19 protein-coding genes, 6 tRNA genes and 2 pseudogenes are annotated in these 21,027 nt (G+C 72.6%); 18 read left to right on the forward strand and 9 right to left on the reverse strand.

Going from position 1 to position 21,027, the window contains the following annotated elements; all coding sequences use genetic code 11:
• The first annotated feature begins 270 nt into the window (after window positions 1-270).
• Together cobA and ABD350_RS24590 are read left to right on the forward strand one after the other, a co-directional pair.
• Complete coding sequence (cobA, locus tag ABD350_RS24585) at window positions 271-1,503, forward strand: uroporphyrinogen-III C-methyltransferase (protein WP_344350490.1); 1,233 nt, start codon at window positions 271-273, stop codon at window positions 1,501-1,503.
• Window positions 1,504-1,627: 124 nt separating this feature from the next.
• On the forward strand, window positions 1,628-2,446 hold the full coding sequence (locus ABD350_RS24590) for a TrmH family RNA methyltransferase (RefSeq protein WP_344350492.1): 819 nt from the start codon (window positions 1,628-1,630) through the stop codon (window positions 2,444-2,446).
• 278 nt (window positions 2,447-2,724) lie between these two features.
• Here ABD350_RS24590 and ABD350_RS24595 read toward each other — a convergent pair whose 3' ends face one another.
• Window positions 2,725-4,173: a serine/threonine-protein kinase gene (locus tag ABD350_RS24595; RefSeq protein WP_344350493.1), complete on the reverse strand. Its 1,449-nt coding sequence runs from the start codon at window positions 4,171-4,173 to the stop codon at window positions 2,725-2,727.
• A gap of 604 nt (window positions 4,174-4,777) precedes the next feature.
• Between ABD350_RS24595 and ABD350_RS24600 the strand changes: the two genes are divergently transcribed.
• The 3 genes from ABD350_RS24600 (at window position 4,778) to ABD350_RS24610 (ending at window position 6,635) form a co-directional block, all read left to right on the forward strand.
• Window positions 4,778-4,954, forward strand: coding sequence for a hypothetical protein (locus tag ABD350_RS24600; protein ID WP_030613749.1), 177 nt, complete (start codon window positions 4,778-4,780; stop codon window positions 4,952-4,954).
• 254 nt (window positions 4,955-5,208) lie between these two features.
• A complete protein-coding gene (locus tag ABD350_RS24605) occupies window positions 5,209-6,255 on the forward strand; it encodes a phosphotransferase family protein (protein WP_344350494.1) in 1,047 nt (348 codons plus the stop codon).
• Window positions 6,256-6,335: 80 nt separating this feature from the next.
• Window positions 6,336-6,635, forward strand: coding sequence for a TFIIB-type zinc ribbon-containing protein (locus ABD350_RS24610; protein ID WP_344350495.1), 300 nt, complete (start codon window positions 6,336-6,338; stop codon window positions 6,633-6,635).
• Between the two features lie 52 nt (window positions 6,636-6,687).
• On the opposite strand, the gene ABD350_RS24615 is transcribed toward ABD350_RS24610, so the two are convergent.
• From ABD350_RS24615 to ABD350_RS24635, 5 genes are all read right to left on the reverse strand, one after another.
• Window positions 6,688-6,759: transfer RNA gene (locus ABD350_RS24615), tRNA-Val, on the reverse strand.
• Window positions 6,760-6,788: 29 nt separating this feature from the next.
• Window positions 6,789-6,860: transfer RNA gene (locus ABD350_RS24620), tRNA-Val, on the reverse strand.
• Between the two features lie 38 nt (window positions 6,861-6,898).
• Window positions 6,899-6,970, reverse strand: a tRNA-Val gene (locus ABD350_RS24625).
• Between the two features lies 1 nt (window position 6,971).
• A tRNA-Cys gene (locus ABD350_RS24630) sits at window positions 6,972-7,045 on the reverse strand.
• A 38-nt stretch (window positions 7,046-7,083) separates the two neighbouring features.
• A tRNA-Gly gene (locus ABD350_RS24635) sits at window positions 7,084-7,156 on the reverse strand.
• Window positions 7,157-7,334: 178 nt separating this feature from the next.
• On the opposite strand from ABD350_RS24635, the gene ABD350_RS24640 reads away from it, so the two are divergent.
• From ABD350_RS24640 to ABD350_RS24650, 3 genes are all read left to right on the forward strand, one after another.
• Complete coding sequence (locus ABD350_RS24640) at window positions 7,335-8,390, forward strand: chorismate-binding protein (protein ID WP_344350496.1); 1,056 nt, start codon at window positions 7,335-7,337, stop codon at window positions 8,388-8,390.
• Window positions 8,387-9,208, forward strand: coding sequence for an aminotransferase class IV (locus tag ABD350_RS24645; RefSeq protein WP_344350497.1), 822 nt, complete (start codon window positions 8,387-8,389; stop codon window positions 9,206-9,208). Before ABD350_RS24640 ends, ABD350_RS24645 begins: the two co-directional genes overlap by 4 nt.
• A gap of 110 nt (window positions 9,209-9,318) precedes the next feature.
• Complete coding sequence (locus tag ABD350_RS24650; protein ID WP_344350498.1) at window positions 9,319-10,143, forward strand: GNAT family N-acetyltransferase; 825 nt, start codon at window positions 9,319-9,321, stop codon at window positions 10,141-10,143.
• A gap of 258 nt (window positions 10,144-10,401) precedes the next feature.
• Here the strand turns inward: ABD350_RS24650 and ABD350_RS24655 are convergent, their stop codons facing one another.
• Complete coding sequence (locus ABD350_RS24655; RefSeq protein WP_344350499.1) at window positions 10,402-10,935, reverse strand: DsbA family protein; 534 nt, start codon at window positions 10,933-10,935, stop codon at window positions 10,402-10,404.
• 185 nt (window positions 10,936-11,120) lie between these two features.
• Between ABD350_RS24655 and ABD350_RS24660 the strand changes: the two genes are divergently transcribed.
• Both ABD350_RS24660 and ABD350_RS24665 read left to right on the forward strand, forming a co-directional pair.
• A complete protein-coding gene (locus ABD350_RS24660; protein ID WP_344350501.1) occupies window positions 11,121-11,582 on the forward strand; it encodes a hypothetical protein in 462 nt (153 codons plus the stop codon).
• A 152-nt stretch (window positions 11,583-11,734) separates the two neighbouring features.
• Entirely contained in the window at window positions 11,735-11,887 is a 153-nt protein-coding gene (locus ABD350_RS24665; RefSeq protein ID WP_344350502.1) for a hypothetical protein, read from the forward strand.
• 99 nt (window positions 11,888-11,986) lie between these two features.
• On the opposite strand, the gene ABD350_RS24670 is transcribed toward ABD350_RS24665, so the two are convergent.
• Together ABD350_RS24670 and ABD350_RS24675 are read right to left on the reverse strand one after the other, a co-directional pair.
• Entirely contained in the window at window positions 11,987-12,547 is a 561-nt protein-coding gene (locus tag ABD350_RS24670; protein ID WP_344350503.1) for a CGNR zinc finger domain-containing protein, read from the reverse strand.
• A 420-nt stretch (window positions 12,548-12,967) separates the two neighbouring features.
• Window positions 12,968-13,381 carry an SsgA family sporulation/cell division regulator gene (locus tag ABD350_RS24675; RefSeq protein WP_004002642.1) on the reverse strand — a complete coding sequence of 138 codons (414 nt, stop codon included), beginning with the start codon at window positions 13,379-13,381 and terminating at the stop codon, window positions 12,968-12,970.
• A gap of 191 nt (window positions 13,382-13,572) precedes the next feature.
• Between ABD350_RS24675 and ABD350_RS24680 the strand changes: the two genes are divergently transcribed.
• From ABD350_RS24680 to ABD350_RS24715, 8 genes and pseudogenes are all read left to right on the forward strand, one after another.
• Window positions 13,573-14,037, forward strand: a complete 465-nt coding sequence (locus ABD350_RS24680) for a TIGR02611 family protein (protein WP_344350504.1) — start codon at window positions 13,573-13,575, stop codon at window positions 14,035-14,037.
• A gap of 85 nt (window positions 14,038-14,122) precedes the next feature.
• A tRNA-Val gene (locus ABD350_RS24685) sits at window positions 14,123-14,194 on the forward strand.
• A gap of 983 nt (window positions 14,195-15,177) precedes the next feature.
• Window positions 15,178-15,658 (forward strand): annotated as a pseudogene (locus ABD350_RS24690) (alpha/beta fold hydrolase); the annotation flags it as partial.
• A 413-nt stretch (window positions 15,659-16,071) separates the two neighbouring features.
• Window positions 16,072-16,602 (forward strand): annotated as a pseudogene (locus ABD350_RS24695) (alpha/beta fold hydrolase); the annotation flags it as partial.
• A gap of 347 nt (window positions 16,603-16,949) precedes the next feature.
• Window positions 16,950-18,233 (forward strand): ABC transporter substrate-binding protein, encoded by a 1,284-nt coding sequence (locus tag ABD350_RS24700; protein ID WP_344350505.1) that lies wholly within the window; start codon window positions 16,950-16,952, stop codon window positions 18,231-18,233.
• On the forward strand, window positions 18,233-19,204 hold the full coding sequence (locus ABD350_RS24705) for a carbohydrate ABC transporter permease (protein WP_382466904.1): 972 nt from the start codon (window positions 18,233-18,235) through the stop codon (window positions 19,202-19,204). Before ABD350_RS24700 ends, ABD350_RS24705 begins: the two co-directional genes overlap by 1 nt.
• Window positions 19,201-20,100 (forward strand): carbohydrate ABC transporter permease, encoded by a 900-nt coding sequence (locus tag ABD350_RS24710; RefSeq protein WP_344350507.1) that lies wholly within the window; start codon window positions 19,201-19,203, stop codon window positions 20,098-20,100. The genes ABD350_RS24705 and ABD350_RS24710 overlap by 4 nt, the downstream gene beginning before the upstream one ends.
• Window positions 20,101-20,103: 3 nt before the next feature.
• Window positions 20,104-20,694, forward strand: coding sequence for a hypothetical protein (locus tag ABD350_RS24715; RefSeq protein WP_344350508.1), 591 nt, complete (start codon window positions 20,104-20,106; stop codon window positions 20,692-20,694).
• Window positions 20,695-21,027: the final 333 nt, after the last annotated feature.

A 21,027-nucleotide genomic window follows, 5' to 3' on the forward strand; every position in this document is an offset into this window, starting at 1 on the left:
GAAGTAGAAGCACCGGAAGTAGAAGTCCGGAAGCAGAAGTCCGGACGCAGAAGTCCGGAAGCAGAAGTAGGGGACGGGCGCCCGGCGCGCGGTGCCGGGCGTCTTCCGGCGTCCACGGACCGGCCTCCACGGACCGGTGTCCACGGACCGGTGCCCGGCACCGGTGCCCAGCTTCGTTGCCCAGCCACCGGACACCTGCCCCCACCCGCACCGCCGCCACCGTAAAATCCGCACGTCAGCGCCACCGCACAGCCACCGGAGGACGCCCTCATGGCCGAACACCCCGCCTACCCCGTAGGCCTCCGCCTCTCCGGCCGCCGCGTGGTCGTCCTCGGTGGCGGCACCGTGGCCCAGCGCCGCCTGCCCGCCCTGATCGCGGCCGGCGCGGACATCACCGTCGTATCCCCGCAGGCCACTCCCTCGGTCGAGGCCATGGCCGAGGCGGGGGAGATCATCTGGGAGCGGCGGGCGTACGCCGAAGGCGACCTCGCCGCGGCCTGGTACGCCCTCATCGCCACCAGCGACCCGGACGCCAACAACCGCGCCTCCGCCGAGGCGGAGCGGCACCGCGTCTGGTGCGTCCGCTCCGACGACGCCGACCAGGCCACGGCCTGGACCCCGGCGACCGGCCACAGCGAGGGCGTCACCGTCGCCGTACTGACCACCCACGCGCGCGGCCGCGACCCCCGCCACACCGCCGCCATCCGGGACGCGGTCGTGGAGGGCCTGCGCGACGGCACCCTCGTCGCCCCGCACCACCGCACCCGCACCGCCGGCGTGGCCCTGGTCGGCGGCGGCCCCGGCGACCCCGACCTGATCACCGTCCGCGGCCGGCGCCTGCTCGCCGAGGCGGACGTCGTCATCGCCGACCGGCTGGGCCCGCGCGATCTGCTCGCCGAGCTGCCGCCGCACGTCGAGGTGATCGACGCGGCCAAGATCCCCTACGGCCGCTACATGGCCCAGGAGGCCATCAACAACGCGCTGATCGAGCACGCCAAACAGGGCAAGGCGGTGGTCCGGCTCAAGGGCGGCGACCCGTTCGTCTTCGGCCGGGGCATGGAGGAGGTCCAGGCGCTCGCCGAGGCCGGCATCCCGTGCACGGTGGTTCCCGGTATCTCCAGCTCCATCTCGGTCCCGGGCGCGGCCGGCATCCCGGTCACGCACCGGGGGGTCGCCCATGAGTTCACCGTGGTCAGCGGCCATGTGGCGCCCGACGACGAGCGCTCCCTGGTCGACTGGCCCTCGCTGGCCAAGCTCACCGGCACCCTGGTGATCCTGATGGGCGTCGACAAGATCGGGAAGATCGCCGAGACGCTCGTCGCCCACGGTAAGCCGCCGACGACGCCGGTGGCCCTGGTCCAGGAGGGCACCACGGCCGCCCAGCGCCGGGTGGACGCCACCTTGGCCACGGTGGCCGAGACGGTACGGTCGGAGGGCGTGAAGCCTCCGGCGGTCATCGTCGTCGGCGAGGTCGTGGGGGTCGGCCCGGAGCCCGCGGCCTGATCACACCCGCCGGGACCCACCCGGGTGGCCCCGGGTAACACAACTGACTCCGGGTAACACAACGTAACCTCGCGTCCCTTCCCCAGCCGTTGGCAGCACATCCAGGACAAGGCAGTATCACCCTGTGGCCGAGCTCATCACCGTCGAGGATCCCGACGACCCCCGCCTGACCGACTACACCGGCCTGACCGACGTGGAGCTGCGCCGCCGGCGGGAGCCCGCGGAGGGCCTGTTCATCGCCGAGGGCGAGAAGGTCATCCGCAGGGCCAGGGAAGCGGGCTACGAGATGCGGTCCATGCTGCTCTCGGCCAAGTGGATCGACACCATGCGCGACGTCATCGACGAAATCCCGGCCCCGGTGTACGCCGTGAGCCCGGAACTCGCCGAACGGGTCACCGGCTACCACGTGCACCGGGGCGCCCTCGCGTCCATGCAGCGCAAGCCGCTGCCGACGGCCGGCGAACTGCTCCGCACCGCTCGCCGTGTGGTGATCATGGAGTCGGTGAACGACCACACCAACATCGGCGCGATCTTCCGCTCGGCGGCGGCCCTCGGCATGGACGCGGTACTGCTGTCGCCGGACTGCGCCGACCCGCTGTACCGGCGGAGCGTCAAGGTTTCCATGGGCGCGGTGTTCTCCGTGCCGTACGCCCGTCTGGAGACCTGGCCGAAGGGGCTGGAGTCGGTCCGGGAGGCCGGTTTCACGGTGCTCGCGCTCACCCCGGACGAGAAGGCGAGCAGCCTGGACGAGGCCGCGCCGCACCGCATGGACCGGGTGGCGCTCATGCTCGGCGCGGAGGGCGACGGCCTGTCCACGCAAGCCCTGGTCGCCGCCGACGAATGGGTCCGCATCCCGATGTCCCACGGCGTCGACTCCCTCAACGTGGGCGCGGCGGCAGCGGTGGCGTTCTACGCGGTAGCGACGGGCCGCCCCCACCCCTGACCCCAACCCCGGCACCGCCTCCGACCCGGGGCCCCGGCCCACGGCCTTCGATACCGGGCTGTCGTCCTGGGGACCGGGCCTTCGCTCCCGGCGCCGGTCCGCCGCCCTGGGGGCCCGCCCATTGTCCTGGGAGCCCGCCCACTGTCCTCGGCGCCCGGCCGTCGCCCTGGGCGCCGGACGCGCGGAGCCGCTTCCGGCGTGCGTCCGGCTCCCGGGCTTCGCCCGGCCTCTGAGGTCCCGGAGGCCGGCCGCAGGCTCCAGGTGCCGTGGTCCGGGGTCTACGCCGACCGGTCCGCCGTGAACCCGCCGTCACCCGTCGGCGGATTGCCGGGCCGCGCCATCGGGTCCTGATGTGCCGGGGCGCCCGGCTGCGCGTGCCGTGCCCGCTGGACCCCGCCGTCGCCGCCCAGCCCGCGTGCCGGACCCTGGCAGCCCTGGGCCACCGCGATGCCGAGCGCCACCAGCAGCGTCACCACCACGAACACGAACAGCCGCTGCCGCAGCAGCCGCGGATTGGCGGGCCGCAGGCCGGTCCCCGTCGGGCGCCGCGCGGAACCGCCACGCGGAGCCGGACGGCTGCCGCCGCCGGAGCGCGGGCCGCCGCCGCGGGGCGCCGGGGTGGGGCGTACCGTACCCGGCCGGGCGGACGCGGCCCCGCCGCGCCCACCGCCGGCGCCGCGCCCGGACACACCCCCACGGGACGAAACGTCACCGCGTGCCGAGGCGCCTCCCCTGGACGGCGTACCGCCCCGGACCGGGACGCCCGGGCGAGGCGGCGGCGTGCCGGGGGAGCCCCGCCGCTGGGCGCGCTGCGGCTCGGGGTAGGTGTCGGCGAGCCGTCCGGTGGGCCGGTCGGCCTCGGCGGCCCGCGGGTGGGGCGGGCGTACGTCGTTCAGCCCCTGCGCCTCCCGGGCGGCGATCTCCTTCAGCCGCAGCGACAGCTGCAGCGTGCTGGGCCGCTCCTCGGGGTCCTTCGCCAGGCAGGCCCGGACCAGCGGAGCCAGCGCGTCCGGTACGCCGGCCAGCTGCGGTTCCTCGTGCACCACCCGGTACAGCATCACCTCGGAACTGCCGTGCCCGAAGGGCGAGTCACCGGTCGAGGCGTACGCCAGCGTGGCGCCGAGCGAGAAGACGTCGGTGGCCGGGGTGACCGCCGCGCCGCGTACCTGCTCGGGGGCGAGGAAGCCGGGGGAGCCGACCGCGGTGCCCACATGGGTGAGCGTGGAGGCGCCGGTGGCCCAGGCGATGCCGAAGTCGATGATCCGCGGGCCCTTGGGGGACAGCAGGATGTTGGAGGGCTTCAGGTCCCGGTGGACGACACCGGCCTCGTGCACGGCGACCAGCCCCTCGGACAGGGCCGCGCCGATCGCCGCCGTGTCCGCCGCACCGAGTGCCCCCTCCTCGGCGACCTTGTCGTGCAGGGAGGGGCCGGGCACGTACTGCGTGGCGAACCAGGGCCGCTCGGCCTCCAGATCGGCGGCGACGAGCCGGGCCGTGCAGCCGCCGCGGATCCGCCGGGCCGCGGACACCTCGCGCGCGAACCGCGACCGGAACTCCTGGTCCTCCGCCAGGTCCGGCCGGATCACCTTCAGCGCGACCCGCTGCCCCTTCTTGTCGGAGCCGAGATACACCACGCCCATTCCGCCCGCGCCGAGCCGTCGGTGAAGCCTGAACGAGCCGACGACGCGCGGGTCCTCGCGCCTCAGGCGCATCATCGCCATGTTCATCCCCGCTGCCCGGTCCCTGTGACGTGGCACAGCTTACGTTTCCACGGCCGCCCGCGCGCATAGGCCGCGCCCTCTCGGCGGGACGGATTGTGCGGGCCGCCCGAAGGAGGTGAAACCCGGTCAGCGGGCCAGGCGTTACCGCGACTTCGCTCCGACGGTGCCCCCAACTCGCCTGCCGTTCCGGGAGGTTGGGCTCACCCGGAGCCGGAGCACCCCGGGCGGCGCCCCTGCCGGCCGCCGGGCGCAGGCCGTGCGTGGCCGGGGCCGGGTCCCGGATCGCGATCCGCCTCCGACACCCCTCCCCGCACCGGTCCGAGTGATCGAAGTCACTCCACCCGGTGAGCGGGATGCTTCCGAAATGACCGGACAGAGCGGACGACCCCTCAGGGAAGACCCCGATAGCCGGGTCCCCGTCTCCACCCAGGGGAGTACTCGGCGGCTCGGGGCTCATCCTCGCGGAGGCCCGGCAATCGGTACGAGGGCATGACGTCCCCCGTGCGCGGCCCGCCTAGATTTATGGACAAGCGGCGGGTGCGCTACTCGTCCCCCGAGCTCGGACGCCCGCCGCTGTCGACGACACAACCGAACAGTCAGGAGAGGGACCATGGCCCACACGGCACCGCGACGCCCGGCGTTCGCCTCCCGCCGCACGGGCCGTCGCCACCCGTTGGTGGCGACGCTCATGGCCCTTCCCCTCGCGGCCCTGCTCCTGCTCGTCTTCGACGGCTGGGAGACGGTGGCCACACAAGCGTCGTCCGTGGGTGCGATGCTGGGGCGCTGAGCGGCGACCCCAGGCCCGGAAGAGCGGTCCGGGCGGGGACATCGATCCATGAAACCCCGTGGGGACGGGGGTACGGCGGACGGCAAGAATGCCGGCGCAGCTGGGGAGCTGCGCCGGCATCAGCCGTTTCCCGCCACGGCGCGCCGAAGAGGGCACGCTGTCTCCACGGGCCCTTCCCGGCCACGGGCCGACGGCCGTCCCCGCGACCGACCCCAGTACCCTCGGCCGGACAGCGACCCTTCCCCGAGGCAGCGGTGACCGCAGACATATCCACAGGCACAGAGACCCCCACCGACCCCCTCATAGCCGCCCTGACCGCCCGGGTCAGGGCGGCGGCCCACGGCACCCCGGTCTCCTGCCCGTGCGCCACCACCCCCCTCGCCGTCCGCCCCGACGCCACGGTCGTCCGGCACGCCGACGCCGTGGCCAAGGCCCACGCCCCGGACACCGACCCCGACGCACTGACCCTCCGCGTCGCCACGGCCGCCCGTCTCCCGGACCTGCTGCTACCCCCCCTCACCCCCGCCCCGACCCTCCTGCGCGACCCGGACGACCCGTACGACCCGTACGCGCACGACTCGTACGCCCCCCAGGGCCGCCTGGTCACCCTCTGGCCGTACGGCACCCCCGTGGACCGGGACGACCCCGACGCGGCCCCCTGGGAGGCCGTAGCCACCCTCCTGGCCCGGCTGCACCGCACCCCCGTCCCCGCCGGCCTCCCCCCGATGCGCGGCCCGGCCAAAGCCGCCCGCGCCCTCGACCGGCTCCACGCGGCCCTGCGCGCCACGCCCCACGGGCCCGCCCGCCCCTACGCCCACCCGGTGCTGGCCGCCTGGGCCGCCCTGCCCGCCTGGGCCAGGGACGCGGCCCCGATGCCCGGCCCGGCGGCCCTCTGCCACGGCGATCTGCACCTCGGCCAGCTCGTCCGGCACCCCGCGCCCGACGGCCCGTGGCGGCTCATCGACGTGGACGACCTCGGCGCCGGGCTCCCCGCCTGGGACCTCGCGCGCCCCGCCGCCTGGTACGCCTGCGGACTCCTGCCGCCCGACGACTGGACCCGCTTCCTGACCGCCTACCGCCGGGCCGGCGGCCCGGCCGTGCCCGCGGACGGCGACCCCTGGCCCGCCCTGGACGTCCCGGCCCGCGCGCTCACCGTGCAGACGACCGCCCTGGCGCTCACCAAGGCGCTCACCGCAGGCCGCCCGCTGGACGAGGTGGAGCAGGCCCTGGCCGACGCCTGCGCGCGCATGCCGTCCGCTCCCGCGCACCCTCCCCGCCGGGCGCCCGAAATCCCGGGCTAGGCTGCAACCGCCCCGGGCCGGACGGTGTCTGTCCTGGGGAAACACGAAGCAGTACCGACCGGCGAGGAGTTGAGCCGAGCATGCAGTGTCCGAAGTGCCATGCGCCGATGCACACCTACAACCGCAACGGCGTCCAGATCGAGCAGTGCAGCGGCTGTCGCGGCATCTTCCTCGACTACGGCGAGCTGGAGGCGCTGACCCGCCTGGAGGCCCAGTGGTCCCAGCCGGCCCCGCCCCCGCCGCCCGCCCCGCAGGCCTACCCCGCGGCGGCCCCGCCCACGCCCGCCTGGGGCGCCCCGCACGGCGGCCACCACGGTGACCACGGTCACTACGGCCACCAGCGCCACAAGAGCTTCGGCCGCATGCTGTTCTCCAGCTGAGCACACGAAGAAGCCCCCGGCCGTACGAGACGGCCGGGGGCTTCTTGCTGTGTGGACGATACTGGGATTGAACCAGTGACCTCTTCCGTGTCAGGGAAGCGCTCTCCCGCTGAGCTAATCGTCCGCGGACCGTGACCCGGGGGTCACAGGCGGTGCGCGATACTGGGATTGAACCAGTGACCTCTTCCGTGTCAGGGAAGCGCTCTCCCGCTGAGCTAATCGCGCGGGGGACCTTCGAGAAGATCCGGGATCCGAAGATCCAGTGGACGATACTGGGATTGAACCAGTGACCTCTTCCGTGTCAGGGAAGCGCTCTCCCGCTGAGCTAATCGTCCTTGGAGGTGGAGACGGGATTTGAACCCGTGTAGACGGCTTTGCAGGCCGTTGCCTCGCCTCTCGGCCACTCCACCAGGAGTGTAGGGGATCGGGATGACCCCTTCTTCCTTCGAGCGGACGACGAGGCTCGAACTCGCGACCTCAACCTTGGCAAGGTTGCGCTCTACCAACTGAGCTACGTCCGCTTGTCGTTTCGGTCCGCTTCCGCGTCCCGGCGACGTGTTGAACTCTAGCGGATTCCCCGGCCAGTACAAAAACGCGTTTGCGCAGCGTGCTGCGGTGCGCCCCGCGTACCCCGTGGTCAGCGCCCCCTCCGGGACATCCCGGAGTCACCCGGCGGACACCCGACCTAGACTCGGCCATGTGCTCCACCACCCATCCGGTCTCCCCCCTCTCGCCCGCTTCGGCGACCGCGTCGCCACCGGCCTGCTCGACGTCACCAGCGACCCGGCCGCCCTGGACTCCACCGGCTTCTGGGCCGTCTGCGCGGACTTCGAGGGGAAGCTGACCTGCGCCCGCTTCGCCGACGTACGCGAGGAGCCGGTCCCCGCGCCGCGGCCCGGCCGGTGGCGGGGCCCGGAGCCGGGCCGGTGGACGTCCTCCCTGGACCGCGCCGGGTACACGGCGGCCGTCCATCGCATCCGCGAGCACATCGCGGCCGGCGAGGTCTACCAGGCCAACCTCTGCCGCGTGCTCAGCGCGCCCGTCGCCCCCGGCGCCGACGTGGACGCCCTGACCGCCGTACTGGCCCGCGGCAACCCGGCCCCGTACGCGGGAACGATCCGCCTGCCCGAGCACGGCGTCGAGATCGCCACCGCCTCGCCCGAGCTGTTCCTGCGCAGGGACGGCCGTACCGTCGAGTCGGGACCGATCAAGGGCACCGGGCGCACCGAGGCGGACCTCCTGGACAAGGACTACGCCGAGAACGTGATGATCGTGGACCTGGTCCGCAACGACATCGGGCGGGTCTGCGCGACCGGCAGCGTGACCGTTCCCGACCTGTGCGCGGTCGAGAAGCACCCCGGACTCGTCCATCTCGTCTCCACCGTGCGCGGCGAGCTGCGCCCGGACGCCGGCTGGCCCGAGCTGCTGGCCGCCGCCTTCCCGCCCGGCTCGGTCACCGGCGCCCCCAAGCCGAGCGCCCTGAAGATCATCGAGGCGCTGGAGACGGCGCCGCGCGGCCCCTACTGCGGCGGCATCGGCTGGGTGGACGCCGACCGGGGCACCGCCGAGCTGGCCGTGGGCATACGCACCTTCTGGATCGACCGCGCCGACGGCGTCCTGCGGTTCGGCACGGGCGCCGGCATCACCTGGGGTTCCGACCCGGAGCAGGAGTGGCGGGAGACCGAGCTGAAGGCGTCCCGGCTGCTCGCGCTGGCGTCGGGCGCGTACGGGGAGACCGAGGAGGCCCTCGGATGAGGATCTGGCTGGACGGCGGACTGTGCGAGGCGGAAACCGCCCGGGTCTGCGTCCTCGACCGTGGCCTGACCGTCGGCGACGGCGTCTTCGAGACCGTCAAGACGGTCCACGGCCGGCCGTTCGCGCTCACCCGGCACCTCGACCGGCTGACCCGCTCGGCCCGTGTCCTCGGCCTGCCCGACCCCGACCACGACGAGATCCGCCGCGCCTGTACGGCCGTCCTGGAGGCCAATCCCCTGCCCCTGGGGCGGCTGCGGATCACCTGCACCGGCGGCCACGGCCCGCTTGGCGCCGGCCGCGGCGAGCACGGCCCGACCCTGGTGGTCACCGTCGCCGAGACCACCCGCCGCCCCGACTCCACCGCGGCGGTCACCGTCCCGTGGACCCGCAACGAGCGCGGCGCCCTCGCCGGCGTGAAGAGCACGTCGTACGCCGAGAACCTCGTCGCCCTCGACCGCGCCCGCCAACTCGGCGCCTCGGAGGCGCTGTTCGGCAACACGGCCGGACTGCTCTGCGAGGGCAGCGCGACCAACGTCTTCGTCGTCCTGGACGGCGAGATCCACACCCCGCCGGTCACCTCCGGCTGTCTGCCCGGCATCACCCGCGCCCTGGTCGTCGAGTGGACGGGCGCCCGGGAGACCGACCTGCCGCTGGACGTCCTCCAGCGCGCCGACGAGGTCTTCCTCACCTCGTCCCTGCGGGACGTACAGGCCCTGCACCGCGTCGACGACCGCGAACTGCCGGGCACCGGGGGCCGGGTGACCGCCGAGGCGATGCGCGTCTTCGAGGAGCGGTCCGGGCAGGACCAGGACCCCTGAGCCGGGAACCGGACCGGCGACGGCGACCCACGGCCCGCCCGGCGCCCGGGCCGTGGGCGGGGGCCGAAAACCGGCTGACTCGGCCGGTCGGCGTGGGTAGAACCTCTGTGATGACGACGACCCTGCGGCCGGCCGAGCCGCTCCGGCAGAACCCCGACGGGACCCGTTCCCGGCGCTACGCGGTGTGCGTGAACAGCCGTCCCGTCGGCGAGATCCACCTCGGCACCTCGCCGACCCTCGGCGACTCCGTGGCCCGCATCATCGACCTGCGGATCGCCGAGCCCGACCGGCGGCGCGGGCGGGGCACCGTGGCGGCGCTGGCCGCGGAGGAGGTGGCCCGCGGCTGGGGCTGCGCGCAGCTGGAGGTCCCGGTGCCCGTCGCGGCGGACGCCGCCCTGCGCCTGTTCCGCACCCTCGGTTACACCGTGCGCAACCGCGGCATGGAGAAACGCCTCGACACCACCCCGCCCGCGCTGCCCCCGGGCAGCCGTGCGCGGCCCATGACGGGGGAGGAGTTCGACGCCTGGCTGGAGGCGCAGCACGAGCGGTTCGCGCGCACGTGGACCGACCTCGGCATCCCGGAGGCCGCCGCCCGTGCCAAGTCCCACGACGACCACGCACGGCTGCTGCCGCACGGCCTCGCGACCGACGACATGCTCTTGAGCGTGCTGGAGCACGACGGCGGCCCGGTGGGCATCCTGTGGGTGGCACTCCAGGAGGACAAGGCGTTCGTGTTCGACGTACGGACGTATCCCGCCCACCAGGGCCGCGGACACGGCCGTACGCTCATGCTCCTGGCCGAACGCCAGGCGATCGGCTCCGGCCGCCCGGTCCTGGGCCTCAACGTCTTCGCGGGAAACACCCCCGCCGAGACCCTGTACACGTCACTCGGCTACGAAACGGTGACCCGCTTCTTGAGCAAGCCCCTGCTGTAGACGGCGCCACGGGCGCAACCTCCGCTCCGCGACGCGCCCTCACGGCAGAGCGCCCGGCGTGCCGGAGGAGCCGCCGGAACGGGCGCCGGAACGAGCGCTGTGCCGGGCGGCCTCCGCGGCCAGGCACTCCAGGGCCGATCGTCCCGGCGCGGTGCGCGGGCCGTTCGGCGGCGGCCGCTCGGCCGGTACGCAGACCGTCCGCCGGCTGGGCTGCCGACAGGGCCGGTGCTCGGCCCTGTCCGGCGCCCGGGCCGGTGCTCAGCCCTCTTCGGAGGCGCGGTCGGCCAGCAGGCGGTCCGCGATGTGCTCGATGCGTTCGCGCAGCCCCTCCTGGCTCTTGCCGCCGTCCAGACGCTCGCCGCCGATGACGTACGTCGGCGTGCCGGTCACGCCGATGGCCTTGCCCTCGGCCTGGTCGGCGTCCACGGCCAGGATGTGCCGGCCGTCGATCAGCGCGGTGTCGAATTCCTCCGCGTCCAGTCCGAGTTCCCGCGCCACCTCGACCAGGAAGGGTTCCCCCTGACGGTCCAGCTCCGCCACCCGCTCCAACACGGCCTCCACATACGGCCAGCCCTTGCCCTGCTCCAGCGCCTCCTCGGCGGCCTGCGCGGCGGCGAAGGAGTGCTTGTGCTTCTCCAGCGGGAAGTGCCGCAGCCGCAACTCCAGCCGGTCGCCGTAACGGGCACGCAGGGCGCGTACGTCGTCCAGGGCCGTACGGCAGTCGGGGCACTGCAGCTCACACCAGACGTCGAGGACGAGGGCGGCGGTGCGGGCAGGGGAGGAGTCGCTCATGCCCACCAGTCTTCCAGGCCGGGCCCGGGCGGCCCAACCGGACCTCGGCGCCCGGGACCGGCCGCGCACCAAGGCCCCAGTAGGAGAGGACCCGGAGATGTCCCTGATGTCCGGCTGGACCATGGCCTCGCGGGGATCCGGCGGTGCACGATGGAAGCGACGACCGAGCCCGCCAGGAGGACCGGATGATTGCCGAGACAGTCTGCTCCGCCGTTTCCGCGGCGGGCCTGGGTATCGCGGTGGTCACGGCCTACCGCAGACGCTTCCTGACGGCGGCCCGCCTCGCGGCCTACTCGCTCGTCCCGGTCGGCCTGGTGATGACCGGGGCCGTCGGCTGGGTCGCCGACACCGCGCTGAGCCCCACCGCCTGGGCCGGCTTCGGAGTGCTGGGCGCGGCCTGGCTCCTGTTCGCCGGTACGCGAGCCGTGGAGCGCCGGCGCGGAACCACCGGTGCCGAGCGCAAGGCGGCAAGACGGGCGGAGCGGGAGGCGGTGGCCCCCGCGGCCACGGCACCGCCCCTCGGCGGGACGACGGCCGGCCCACCCGCTTCGGCCCGCCCTTCCGCTTCCCGGCCCACCCCCCGGTCCGCCGGCGCGTCGGAGGACTTCAGCGACATCGAGGCCATCCTCAAGAAGCACGGCATATGACAGTCACATGACTGGCTGAAGGGACACAGTGAGTCCCCGGACGGCCGGAATCGTTCACCAGCCGGACGAGACCTCACGGTATTCGGCGAACTCCCAAGATCTCCGAGCGCTGATCGCGACCGGGCACCGGGTGCGCCATGATCTGCCGCGAGATGCTGGACACTACACAGAGCGAGGCCGTGCCGCCCAAGGACGAGCCTCGCGGGTGCCTCTTCGCCCTTTCCCAGCCACCGCTGATGATCTTCCTAGCGGTGATCGGGTGTCTGCTGCTCATGGCTGCGCTGCACGACCTGCTGCTGCTGTGAGCCGTACACGTCCGTCCCGGCGCCACCCGCCGGGACCGACGTCGCATCGGAGCACCCTGTCCGGGGCACCGTGGGTGACCGGTCCCCATCCGCCCCCGCTCAGCCCGCCGCTTCCTTGCGCCGGGCCCGGTAGGCGGCGACATGCAGCCGGTTCCCGCAGGTACGGCTGTCGCAGTAGCGACGCGAGCGGTTGCGGGAGAGATCCACGAAGGCACGCCGGCAGTCCGGTGCCTCGCAGCGCCGCAGCCGCTCCTGCTCCCCGGCCACCACGAAGAAGGCCAACGCCATTCCGCAGTCGGCGGCGAGATGGTCGGCCACGGAGGCGCCCGGCGCGAAGTAGTGCACATGCCAGTCGTAGCCGTCGTGGTCGGTCAGCCGGGGGGTGGTGCCCGCGGCGGCGACCAACTCGTTGATCAGCAAGGCCGCGGACCGGGCGTCCGGGGCCGCGAAGATCGCGGCGAACCGCCCCCTGAGCCTGCGCACCGCCGAGAGATCCAGCTCCGACAGCACGCCGACATCGCTGATTTCGTGGCTTCGCACGAAATCGGTGAGTGCCTGGACGTCGGGCAGACCGTCCGCCGCCGCATCGTCCTCGGGCGCGGAGTTCACCAGATCCACCACGGTGTCGAGGGCACACCGGGTGTCGTGGGTGATCAGCACATTTCGCTCCCTGGCCTGGGGGACGGGCGGGCGCCCGCCGATGCTGGCCGATGGTAGCGACAACCGCGCCGACCGCACCCGCCCTCCCGGACCCCGATTGCCGGTAGAACGTCCCCGCGCCGCACGGGGTTCCAGGCACACCCCTCCGCCCGCGCGGCATGAGGGCGGGGCAAGGCCGAGGGGCGGCCGGACAACGCGGAGCGGTGGCCGACCGCGCGCATACCGCGGCCGGACCTGCGGACCCCCGCCGCACACGTACGGCGGTCGGCCGATCGCCCACCGTGGACGGCGGGCCGACGGCAGACCGACGCCGCCCGTGAACCCTCACGCGGCGGCGTCGGTCCGTTGCCGTATGCGGTTGTCTTGGCCCGAGCCGTCTCCCCGAGTGGACGGCGCCGGGCTGCTCGGAAGGGCCGCGGCCTAGCTCTCCGCCAGGATGTGCGAAAGCTCCTGATCCAGGTCGAAGTGCCGGTGCTCCGTGCCGGGCGGCACGGCGGCGTCGGTTCGCTTCAGGAAGGACTCCAGGGCCCGCGCGGGGGCCTCGAGCAGCGCCTCTCCCTCCGGGGAGCTGAGGGCGATGCACACGACGCCCTGACCATGGCTGCGGGATGGCCAGACGCGGACGTCGCCGGTGCCGGTGGGCCGGTGCAGGCCCTCGGCGAGGAGGTCGCGGGCGAACACCCACTCGACGGTCTCCTCGGCTCCGGTGTGGAAGGTGGCGTGCACGGCGTAGGGGTCGGCCGTGTCGTACCGCAGGCCTGCGGGGACAGGCAGGGAGGACTCGCTCGACACAACGAGGCGCAGGTGCAGCTCGCAGCTGACCGTGGTGTTCATAAGCGCCAGGGCCTTTCGCTCAGTGTGCGCTCGGGGATTCGCACGTCGGCGAAATCGACATGCCACCTACGGTGCCGTTGTAAACCCCTCTGAGGGTTTTGCGTGTGTTTATGTAACTCTTCCGGCCGAGAACTCGTACCGGATCTACGACCATTCCGGTGACTGGTTTCACTCGGGTAGGGTTTGTCTGTATGAATACGGGGAGTGACGAACCGGGCGAGGTCGCCGTGGCAGACAACAAGGCGGAGACGGACCGGTCCGCGACCGGCGAAGAGGCCGAGCGCGGGCTGGGCTCGCGGGCGCCGGAATTCATCAAGTCCCGACGGCTCCTGCATCTGAGCTGGCAGGTCGGGGTCTTCGTGATCGGCCTCGCGGTGGTCGTCGCGGGCATCATCATGCTGCCGCTGCCCGGGCCCGGCTGGGTGGTGATCTTCGGCGGCATGGCGATCTGGGCGACCGAGTTCGTCTGGGCCCAGCTCGTGCTCCGCTGGACCAAGCGCAAGGTCACCGAGGCGGCCCAGCGGGCCCTCGATCCCAGGGTGCGCCGCCGCAACATCACCCTCACCGTGATCGGGCTGGTGATCATCGCCGTGCTCGTCGGGATCTACCTGTGGAAGTTCGGCCTCGTCATGCCCTGGAAGATCAAGGACCAGTGACGCGGCGCCGGGGGTCGGTCGCGTCGGTCGCCCGGCCCCTGGTCGGAAGCACCCCCTGACATGGGGTAATGTTCTTCCTGCGCCCGGGCGATTAGCTCAGTGGGAGAGCGCTTCGTTCACACCGAAGAGGTCACTGGTTCGAACCCAGTATCGCCCACCCGGACCGACGGCCCATCTGCGACAGGCAGATGGGCCGTCGGCGTATCCACACGGTTCCGCAGCCTTCGCCGGCCGCTCCTGGGCGCGGTGATCCGGTGCACCACCGTGCCGGATCACCGGCCGCGCCCTCCAGCCGCCATACGCCCGCGCACCTTCGTCTCCTCCCGCCTTCGTGCCCTCCCACCGCCGCGCCCTGCGCCTCCGAGCCCCTGAGTCCCCGAGTCCGAAGGACTCTGCCGTCCCTCCGGCCCTTGGGGACTTCCAGAGCCCCCGACAGGCTGCCCAGCCGGGCCTCCTGGACGTTTTCCGGCCCTCTCGGTACCTCGCCCGCCCCAGCGGCCTCACGGGACCCTGGCGCGCCTGGCCCCCGCCCTCAGAGGCCCCCCGCCCTCCCTCCAGGACCCGTGGCCTTCCCGAGCCTCCCACCGACCGCGTCGGCGCAAGGGGGCGACGGTCCGGGACACTCCCTGATGAAGCAACGCCACCCCACCGCCTCCGGCACCCGCACACTCGCACCGCCCACGCCTCCAGCACGCCGGACCCGTTCCCGACCGGCGACTCGGCCTGGCGCCAGACACTCGCTCTGTCACTTGGTCCTACGGACGGTGGCCGGTTCGGCTCACCGCCGGGAAGACGTGTTTTGCCGAACCGGCAACAAGCCTCGTCCGGGCCCGCCCACCCGCCGGATCATCGTGTCCAGGGCCCCGAGCACGGCCCCCACACCCGCCCACGCCTTCAGCACACCGGAACCGTCCCACCGGCCCTTTCGTCGGGCCGCGCCCGGAATCAATCGGCCGGCGGCACGCCTACGGCTCGCCCTGCTCCCAGCACGTCACCCACCCCATCCCCCGCCCAGCGACGCGCCACCCCCGCCCCCCAGAGCCGACTGACGGCGCCCCTAAACCCCCACGAGCCCCCACCCCACCTTCAGGACACCACCCCGGCCCCCACTCCCAGCTCCTACAAGCCCCAGGAGACCCCGTGCCACTCACCACCGCCTCCAGCCCCGCCGCCTCCGCCGCGCCCTCCAGCACTCCCACCCACCGCCTCCTCCCTTCCCCGGCCGGCCGTATCCACCTGGTCGAGCAGGGCAGCGGGCCCTTGGTGCTGCTTCTGCACGGGTTCCCGGAGTCCTGGTACGCCTGGCGGTATCAGTTGGCGGCGCTCGCCTCGGCGGGGTACCGCGCGGTGGCGATCGACGTCCGTGGGTACGGCCGGTCCTCCAAACCGGAGGCCGTGGAGGAGTACCGGATGCTCGACCTGATCGCGGACAACGTCGCCGTGGTGGAGGGGCTGGGCGAGCGTTCCGCCGTGGTCGTCGGGCACGACTGGGGCGCGACGATCGCCGCGATGTCCACTCTGACCAGGCCGGACGTGTTCCGGGCCGTGGGCCTGCTCGGCGTGCCGTACACCCCGCCCGGCGGCCCCCGCCCCAGCGAGGTCTTCGCCCGCATGAGCGGAGCCGACACAGACGAGGGGCCCGGCGGCGAGGGGCCTGGCATCGAGGAGCCCGGCGGCGAGCGGCCTGGTGTCGAGGGGTCCCTAGGCGCGACACCTGGCGGTACGACATCCGGCGGCGGCACGACACCCGGCGACTCGGCATCCGGTGGTGACGCGCCTGGCAGCGAGCGGCCCGGCACCGGAGGACCCGGCGGCGAGGTGCCCGCCGCCGAGGGGCCCGACTTCGAGGCGCTCCCTGCCGAGGAGCCCGGCAACGCGGCACCGAGCGGCACAGCTCCCGTCGGCACGGCACCCGGCGGCACAACTCCTGTCGGCACGGCACCCGGCGGCACGGCATCCGCCAGCACAGCTCCCGCGGGCACGGCCCCCGATGGCAAGAAGTCAAGTGGAGCGGCCGGTGACCGCCCCCGCCCCCAGGAGTTCTACGTCTCCTACTTCCAGCGGCCCGGACGGGCCGAAGCCGAGATGGAACCCGATGTGCGGGGCTGGCTCGCGGGCTTCTACGCGGCTCTGTCCGCCGACACCATGCCCGCCCCCGGCGCCCCCGACCCGCACTTCACCGGTGCCGGCGGGACGTTGCGCGAGCGTTTCCCCGTCGGCGTACTGCCGTCCTGGCTGGGGGAGGGGGACCTCGACGTCTACGCGGGTGAGTTCGAGCGGACGGGGATGACCGGCGCCCTGAACCGGTACCGGAACATGGACCGCGACTGGGCCGACCTGGCCCGTTGGGCGGGGCAGCCGATCACGCGGCCCTCACTGTTCATCGGGGGTGAACGCGACGCCTCCCTCGCCTGGCTGGCCGACGCCGTCAAGGCTTACCCCGAGACCCTGCCCGGCCTTCTCGGCTCGCACATCCTGGACGGTTGCGGGCACTTCGTCCAGCAGGAGCGCCCGGAGGAGACGAACCGGATCCTGCTCGACTGGCTGGCCTCCCTGCCCGCCTGATTCCCCGTCCGACCCGTCCAATCCGTCCGGCCCGCCCGCCCGCCCGGCCCGCCCGGTCCGCCTGCCCGGCCTGCCCGGCCCGCCCGGTCCGCCTGCCCGGCCCGTCCGGCCCGTTCCGGTTCGTTCGGCCCGTCGGCCGCGTCTCCCTCACCAGTGGGAACGGCCGACGGGCCGGCCCGTTTCCGGCGGTGGGGGCGGACGCCCGTCCCCCGTGCCACTCCCGTCGGCCGCAAGAAAATCCTGTCGGGGTCATTGACGCACCCCGGACCCCTTCGTACCTTGTGCCAGCAAGCGCTTACTTGAAACGATTCATGCGCGGGGCGGAAATGCTGCGGGGAGGCCCGACTGTGGGAACCAGGAATCTTGACAGGCGTACGATCCTGAAGGCGGCCGGGGCGTCGGCGGCCACGCTCGGGCTCGCCGCGGCCACCGGCTGCGGCGGTGGAAGCGGCTCCGGCAACGGCACGGTGACGATCCGTTACTCCTGGTGGGGTGCCGAGGAGCGGGCCAAGAAGATCAATCAGTCCATCGCCCTCTTCGAGCAGAAATACCCCAAGATCAAGGTAAAAACCGACTTCCAGACGTATGAATCTTTTTGGGAGAAGTTCCAGACCCAGGCCGCCGGCGGAAACCCCCCGGACGTTTTCCAAAGCGCCGTCACTTTCCTCAGGAAGTACGACAAGCGCGGAATTCTGCTCGACTTGCGGCCTCAGGTGGAGGCCGGTCATCTGAGCCTGGATCACTTTCGCGCGGGCGTCACGAAGGTCGGCGAGGTCGACGGCAAGCAGCTCGGAATTCCGGTCGGCTCCAACACCATGTCACTCGTCATCGACAAGAAGGTCTTCCGGAAGGCGGGCGTCGAACCCCGGCCGGGCTGGACCTGGGACGAGTACTTCAAGGCCCTGGAGACCATCCGGGACAAGACGCGAGTCCCCGGGGACACCGGCTACTTCACCATCATGTACCTGTACGACCTCTACCTGCGCCAGAACGGCAAGGCCTTCTTCACCGACGACGGACTGGGGTTCGACCAGACCGATCTGACGGAGTGGTGGACCGACGGCCTGAACCGGGTCAAGGCCGGCGCCGTCACCGACCCCAAGGTCGTCCAGCAGGACAAACCCAAGTCCTCCCTCTCCGCCGGCCACGGCGCCTCGGAGTTCACCTGGGACAACTTCACCGTCCGCTACGCGGCCGAGGGCGACAGCGAGTACGGCCTCGCGCCCATCCCCACCACGGACGGCAAGCACACCGGCCAGTACCTCGCCTCCCTGATGCTCAGCGCCTCCGCCCGCACCTCGCACCCCAAGGAGGTCGCGCAGTTCATCGACTTCATGGTCCACGACCCCCGGGTCGGCAAGATCATGGGGTACGACCGCGGCATCCTCACCAGCACCGAGCAGTACGCGGCGTACAAGCCGGCCGATGTGATCAACAAGGAGATCGCGCGGTACGAGGAGGACACGGCCAAGGCCGGCGTCCTCGGCGCGATCACCCCGCACCCTTCCGGTGCCGACACCATCGAGGCCGCCTTCCTGCGCATCGGCGGCGACCTCGGACAGGGCAAGTCCAAGGTCTCCGACGCGGTGAAGCAGTTCTTCACCGAGGCCGAAGCCGCCTTCCAGGCCTGATGGGAAACGCCGTGACGCTCGTCAAGGACTCCGTGCCCGCGACCCGCGGCGCGCGCCGGGCCGCCACCGCGAGGACGGGACGGCCGGGCCGGCGGCGGGAGAATCTCGCCGGCTATCTGTTCATGTCCCCGTGGATCGCCGGGTTCCTGCTGCTGACCGCAGGCCCGATGATCGCCTCCCTCTACTTCGCGTTCACCGACTACAACCTCTTCACCAGCCCTGAGTGGGTCGGTCTCGACAACTTCACCAAGATGTTCGACGACCCGCGCTGGCAGAAGTCGGTGGAGGTGACGGCCAAGTACGTCGTCATCGGCACCCCGCTCAAGCTGCTGCTCGCCCTCGGGGTCGCCCTGCTCCTCGCGCAGAGCCGCCGCGGCCAGGCCTTCTACCGGGCCGCCTTCTACGCCCCCTCGCTCATCGGCGCGAGCGTCTCGGTCGGCTTCGTCTGGCGCTCGCTGTTCTCGGACGGTGCCATCGTGGACCGTGCGCAGACCTTCCTCGGCTTCCCCGTCGGCGGCTGGGTCGGCAACGCCGACTGGGTGATGTACTGCCTGGTCGCGCTGACCGTCTGGCAGTTCGGGGCGCCCATGGTCATCTTCCTGGCCGGGCTCAAGCAGGTCCCCAGGGAGCTGTACGAGGCTGCCGAGATGGACGGCGCCGGACCCTTCCGCAGGTTCTGGAACATCACCCTGCCGATGATCTCCCCGGTGCTGTTCTTCAACGTGCTGCTGGAGACCATCCACTCGTTCCAGATCTTCGGCTCGGCCTACGTCGTCTCCAACACCGCCTGCGGACCGGCCGACGCCACGCTCGTCTACACCTGCTACCTCTACCAGCAGGGCTTCAAGAACGCCCAGATGGGCTTCGCCTCCGCCATGGCCTGGATGCTGCTGCTCGCCGTGGCCCTGGTGACGGCCGTCCTCTTCTGGTCGCAGAAGAAGTGGGTGCACTACGAGGAGGACGCCCGATGAGCGCCACCACCACCAAGGCCCCGGTGCGCGCGGCCGGCACCAGGACGGCGGGGCCGGGCCGCCGGCGGGCCGGCTCCCTCGCCTGGCACCTCGGCGCCCTGCTGATCCTGGCCGTCATCCTCTACCCGGTCGTCTGGGTGATCGGCGCCTCGTTCAAACCCAGCAAGGACATCATCAACAGCCTGACGCTGTTCCCGTCCCACCCCATCCTGTCCAACTTCAAGGGCCTCGCCGACGGCATAGCGGACATCAGGATCTGGACGTTCTTCCAGAACTCCCTCCTCTACGCGGGCGGCGCGGTCGTCGGCGTCCTGGTCTCCTGCTCGCTGACCGCCTACGCCTTCGCGCGCATCAGGTTCGCCGGCCGCAACCTGCTGTTCTCCCTCATGATCGGCACGCTCCTGCTGCCATATCACGTGCTGCTGATCCCGCAGTACGTGATGTTCCAGAAGCTGGAGCTGGTCAACACCTACGTCCCGCTGCTGATCGGCAAGTACCTCGCCACCGAGGCCTTCTTCGTCTTCCTCATGGTGCAGTTCATGCGGAACCTGCCCCGGGAACTGGACGAGGCCGCCCGCCTCGACGGCTGCGGACACCTGCGCACCTACTGGTCGATCGTGCTGCCGCTGTGCCGGCCCGCGCTCATCACCAGCGCCATCTTCACCTTCATCAACGCCTGGAACGACTTCATGGGCCCACTGATCTACCTCAACGAGCCCGGCAAGTACACCGTCTCCCTGGGGCTGATGATGTTCCGCGATTCCGACGGCGTGGCCGCCAACTACGGCGGCATGATCGCCATGTCGCTGGTCGCGCTGCTGCCGGTGCTGCTGTTCTTCCTCGCCTTCCAGCGCTATCTGATCGACGGCATGGCGACCTCCGGACTGAAGGGCTGAACCATGTCCCAAGCTCGGGTGCGGCCGCGCCGGGAGTCCGGGTTCGCGGAGCGGTACGGCGTCTTCGCCGAGTCCCTGCTGACCGGGGTGTGGATCGCGGTGGCCTGCCTCGGTGTGGTCACCTACCCGGCCGCGTTCGCCGCCGGCGCCCGGCACCTGCGCCGGCGTACCGCCCACCAGGGCGGCGGGTGGCGGGAGTTCACGGCCGACTTCCGCGCGGCGCTGCGCGGGGGATGGGCCGTCGGCACCGCCGGCTGGGCCGCCCTGGGGATCGCCTGGCTGGACGTCCGGGCGGTACACGCCGGACTGCCCGGCGGGCCCCTGGCCGGGGCCGTGGGACTGCTCGCGCTGCTCGGGCTCGCGGTGGCCGGGCTGCGGGCGACGGCGGTGTGGGCGCCGGGGGAGCGCTGGCGGATCCTGCTCGCCGACGCCGGGCGCCGTACCGTACGGGACCCCGCGGGTTCCTTCCTGCTGGTCGGCGGAGCCGTCCTGACCTGCTCTTCCGCCCTGCTCATAGCCCCGCTGGCGGTCCCCGTGCTGGGCGTCGTGGCCGCGGCGGCCGTCGCCGTCGAGGAACGCTACCGCCGCCGCTGACCCCCGGCCCCGCCGAGGCCGGCCACCGCCGAGGCCGGCCACTGCTGCGACCGACGGTGCCCCGTCCGGCGCCGGACGGGCCGGGAGGCGGCGGCCCGCAGGGCGTGGCGGCACCCGGAAACCGGCAACCCCCCGCACTCCGGAGCCGCCGGAACCAGCGGCCGCCGAAGACCGACGCCCTGGAGCCCCCGGCCCCGGACCCGCTCCGCCGAACGGGCGGTCTGCCGGGTGCAGGGCCGCACTGAACGGGCGGTTTTCTGACCCGGGCGGTACTGAACGGCCCGGCCCCGGCAGCCGGGCACCGTGCAAAACCTCCGCGCCCCTTCCCCGGAC

The sequence above is a fragment of the Streptomyces nogalater genome (assembly GCF_039532885.1).
GTDB classification, from domain to species: Bacteria; Actinomycetota; Actinomycetes; order Streptomycetales; family Streptomycetaceae; genus Streptomyces; species Streptomyces nogalater.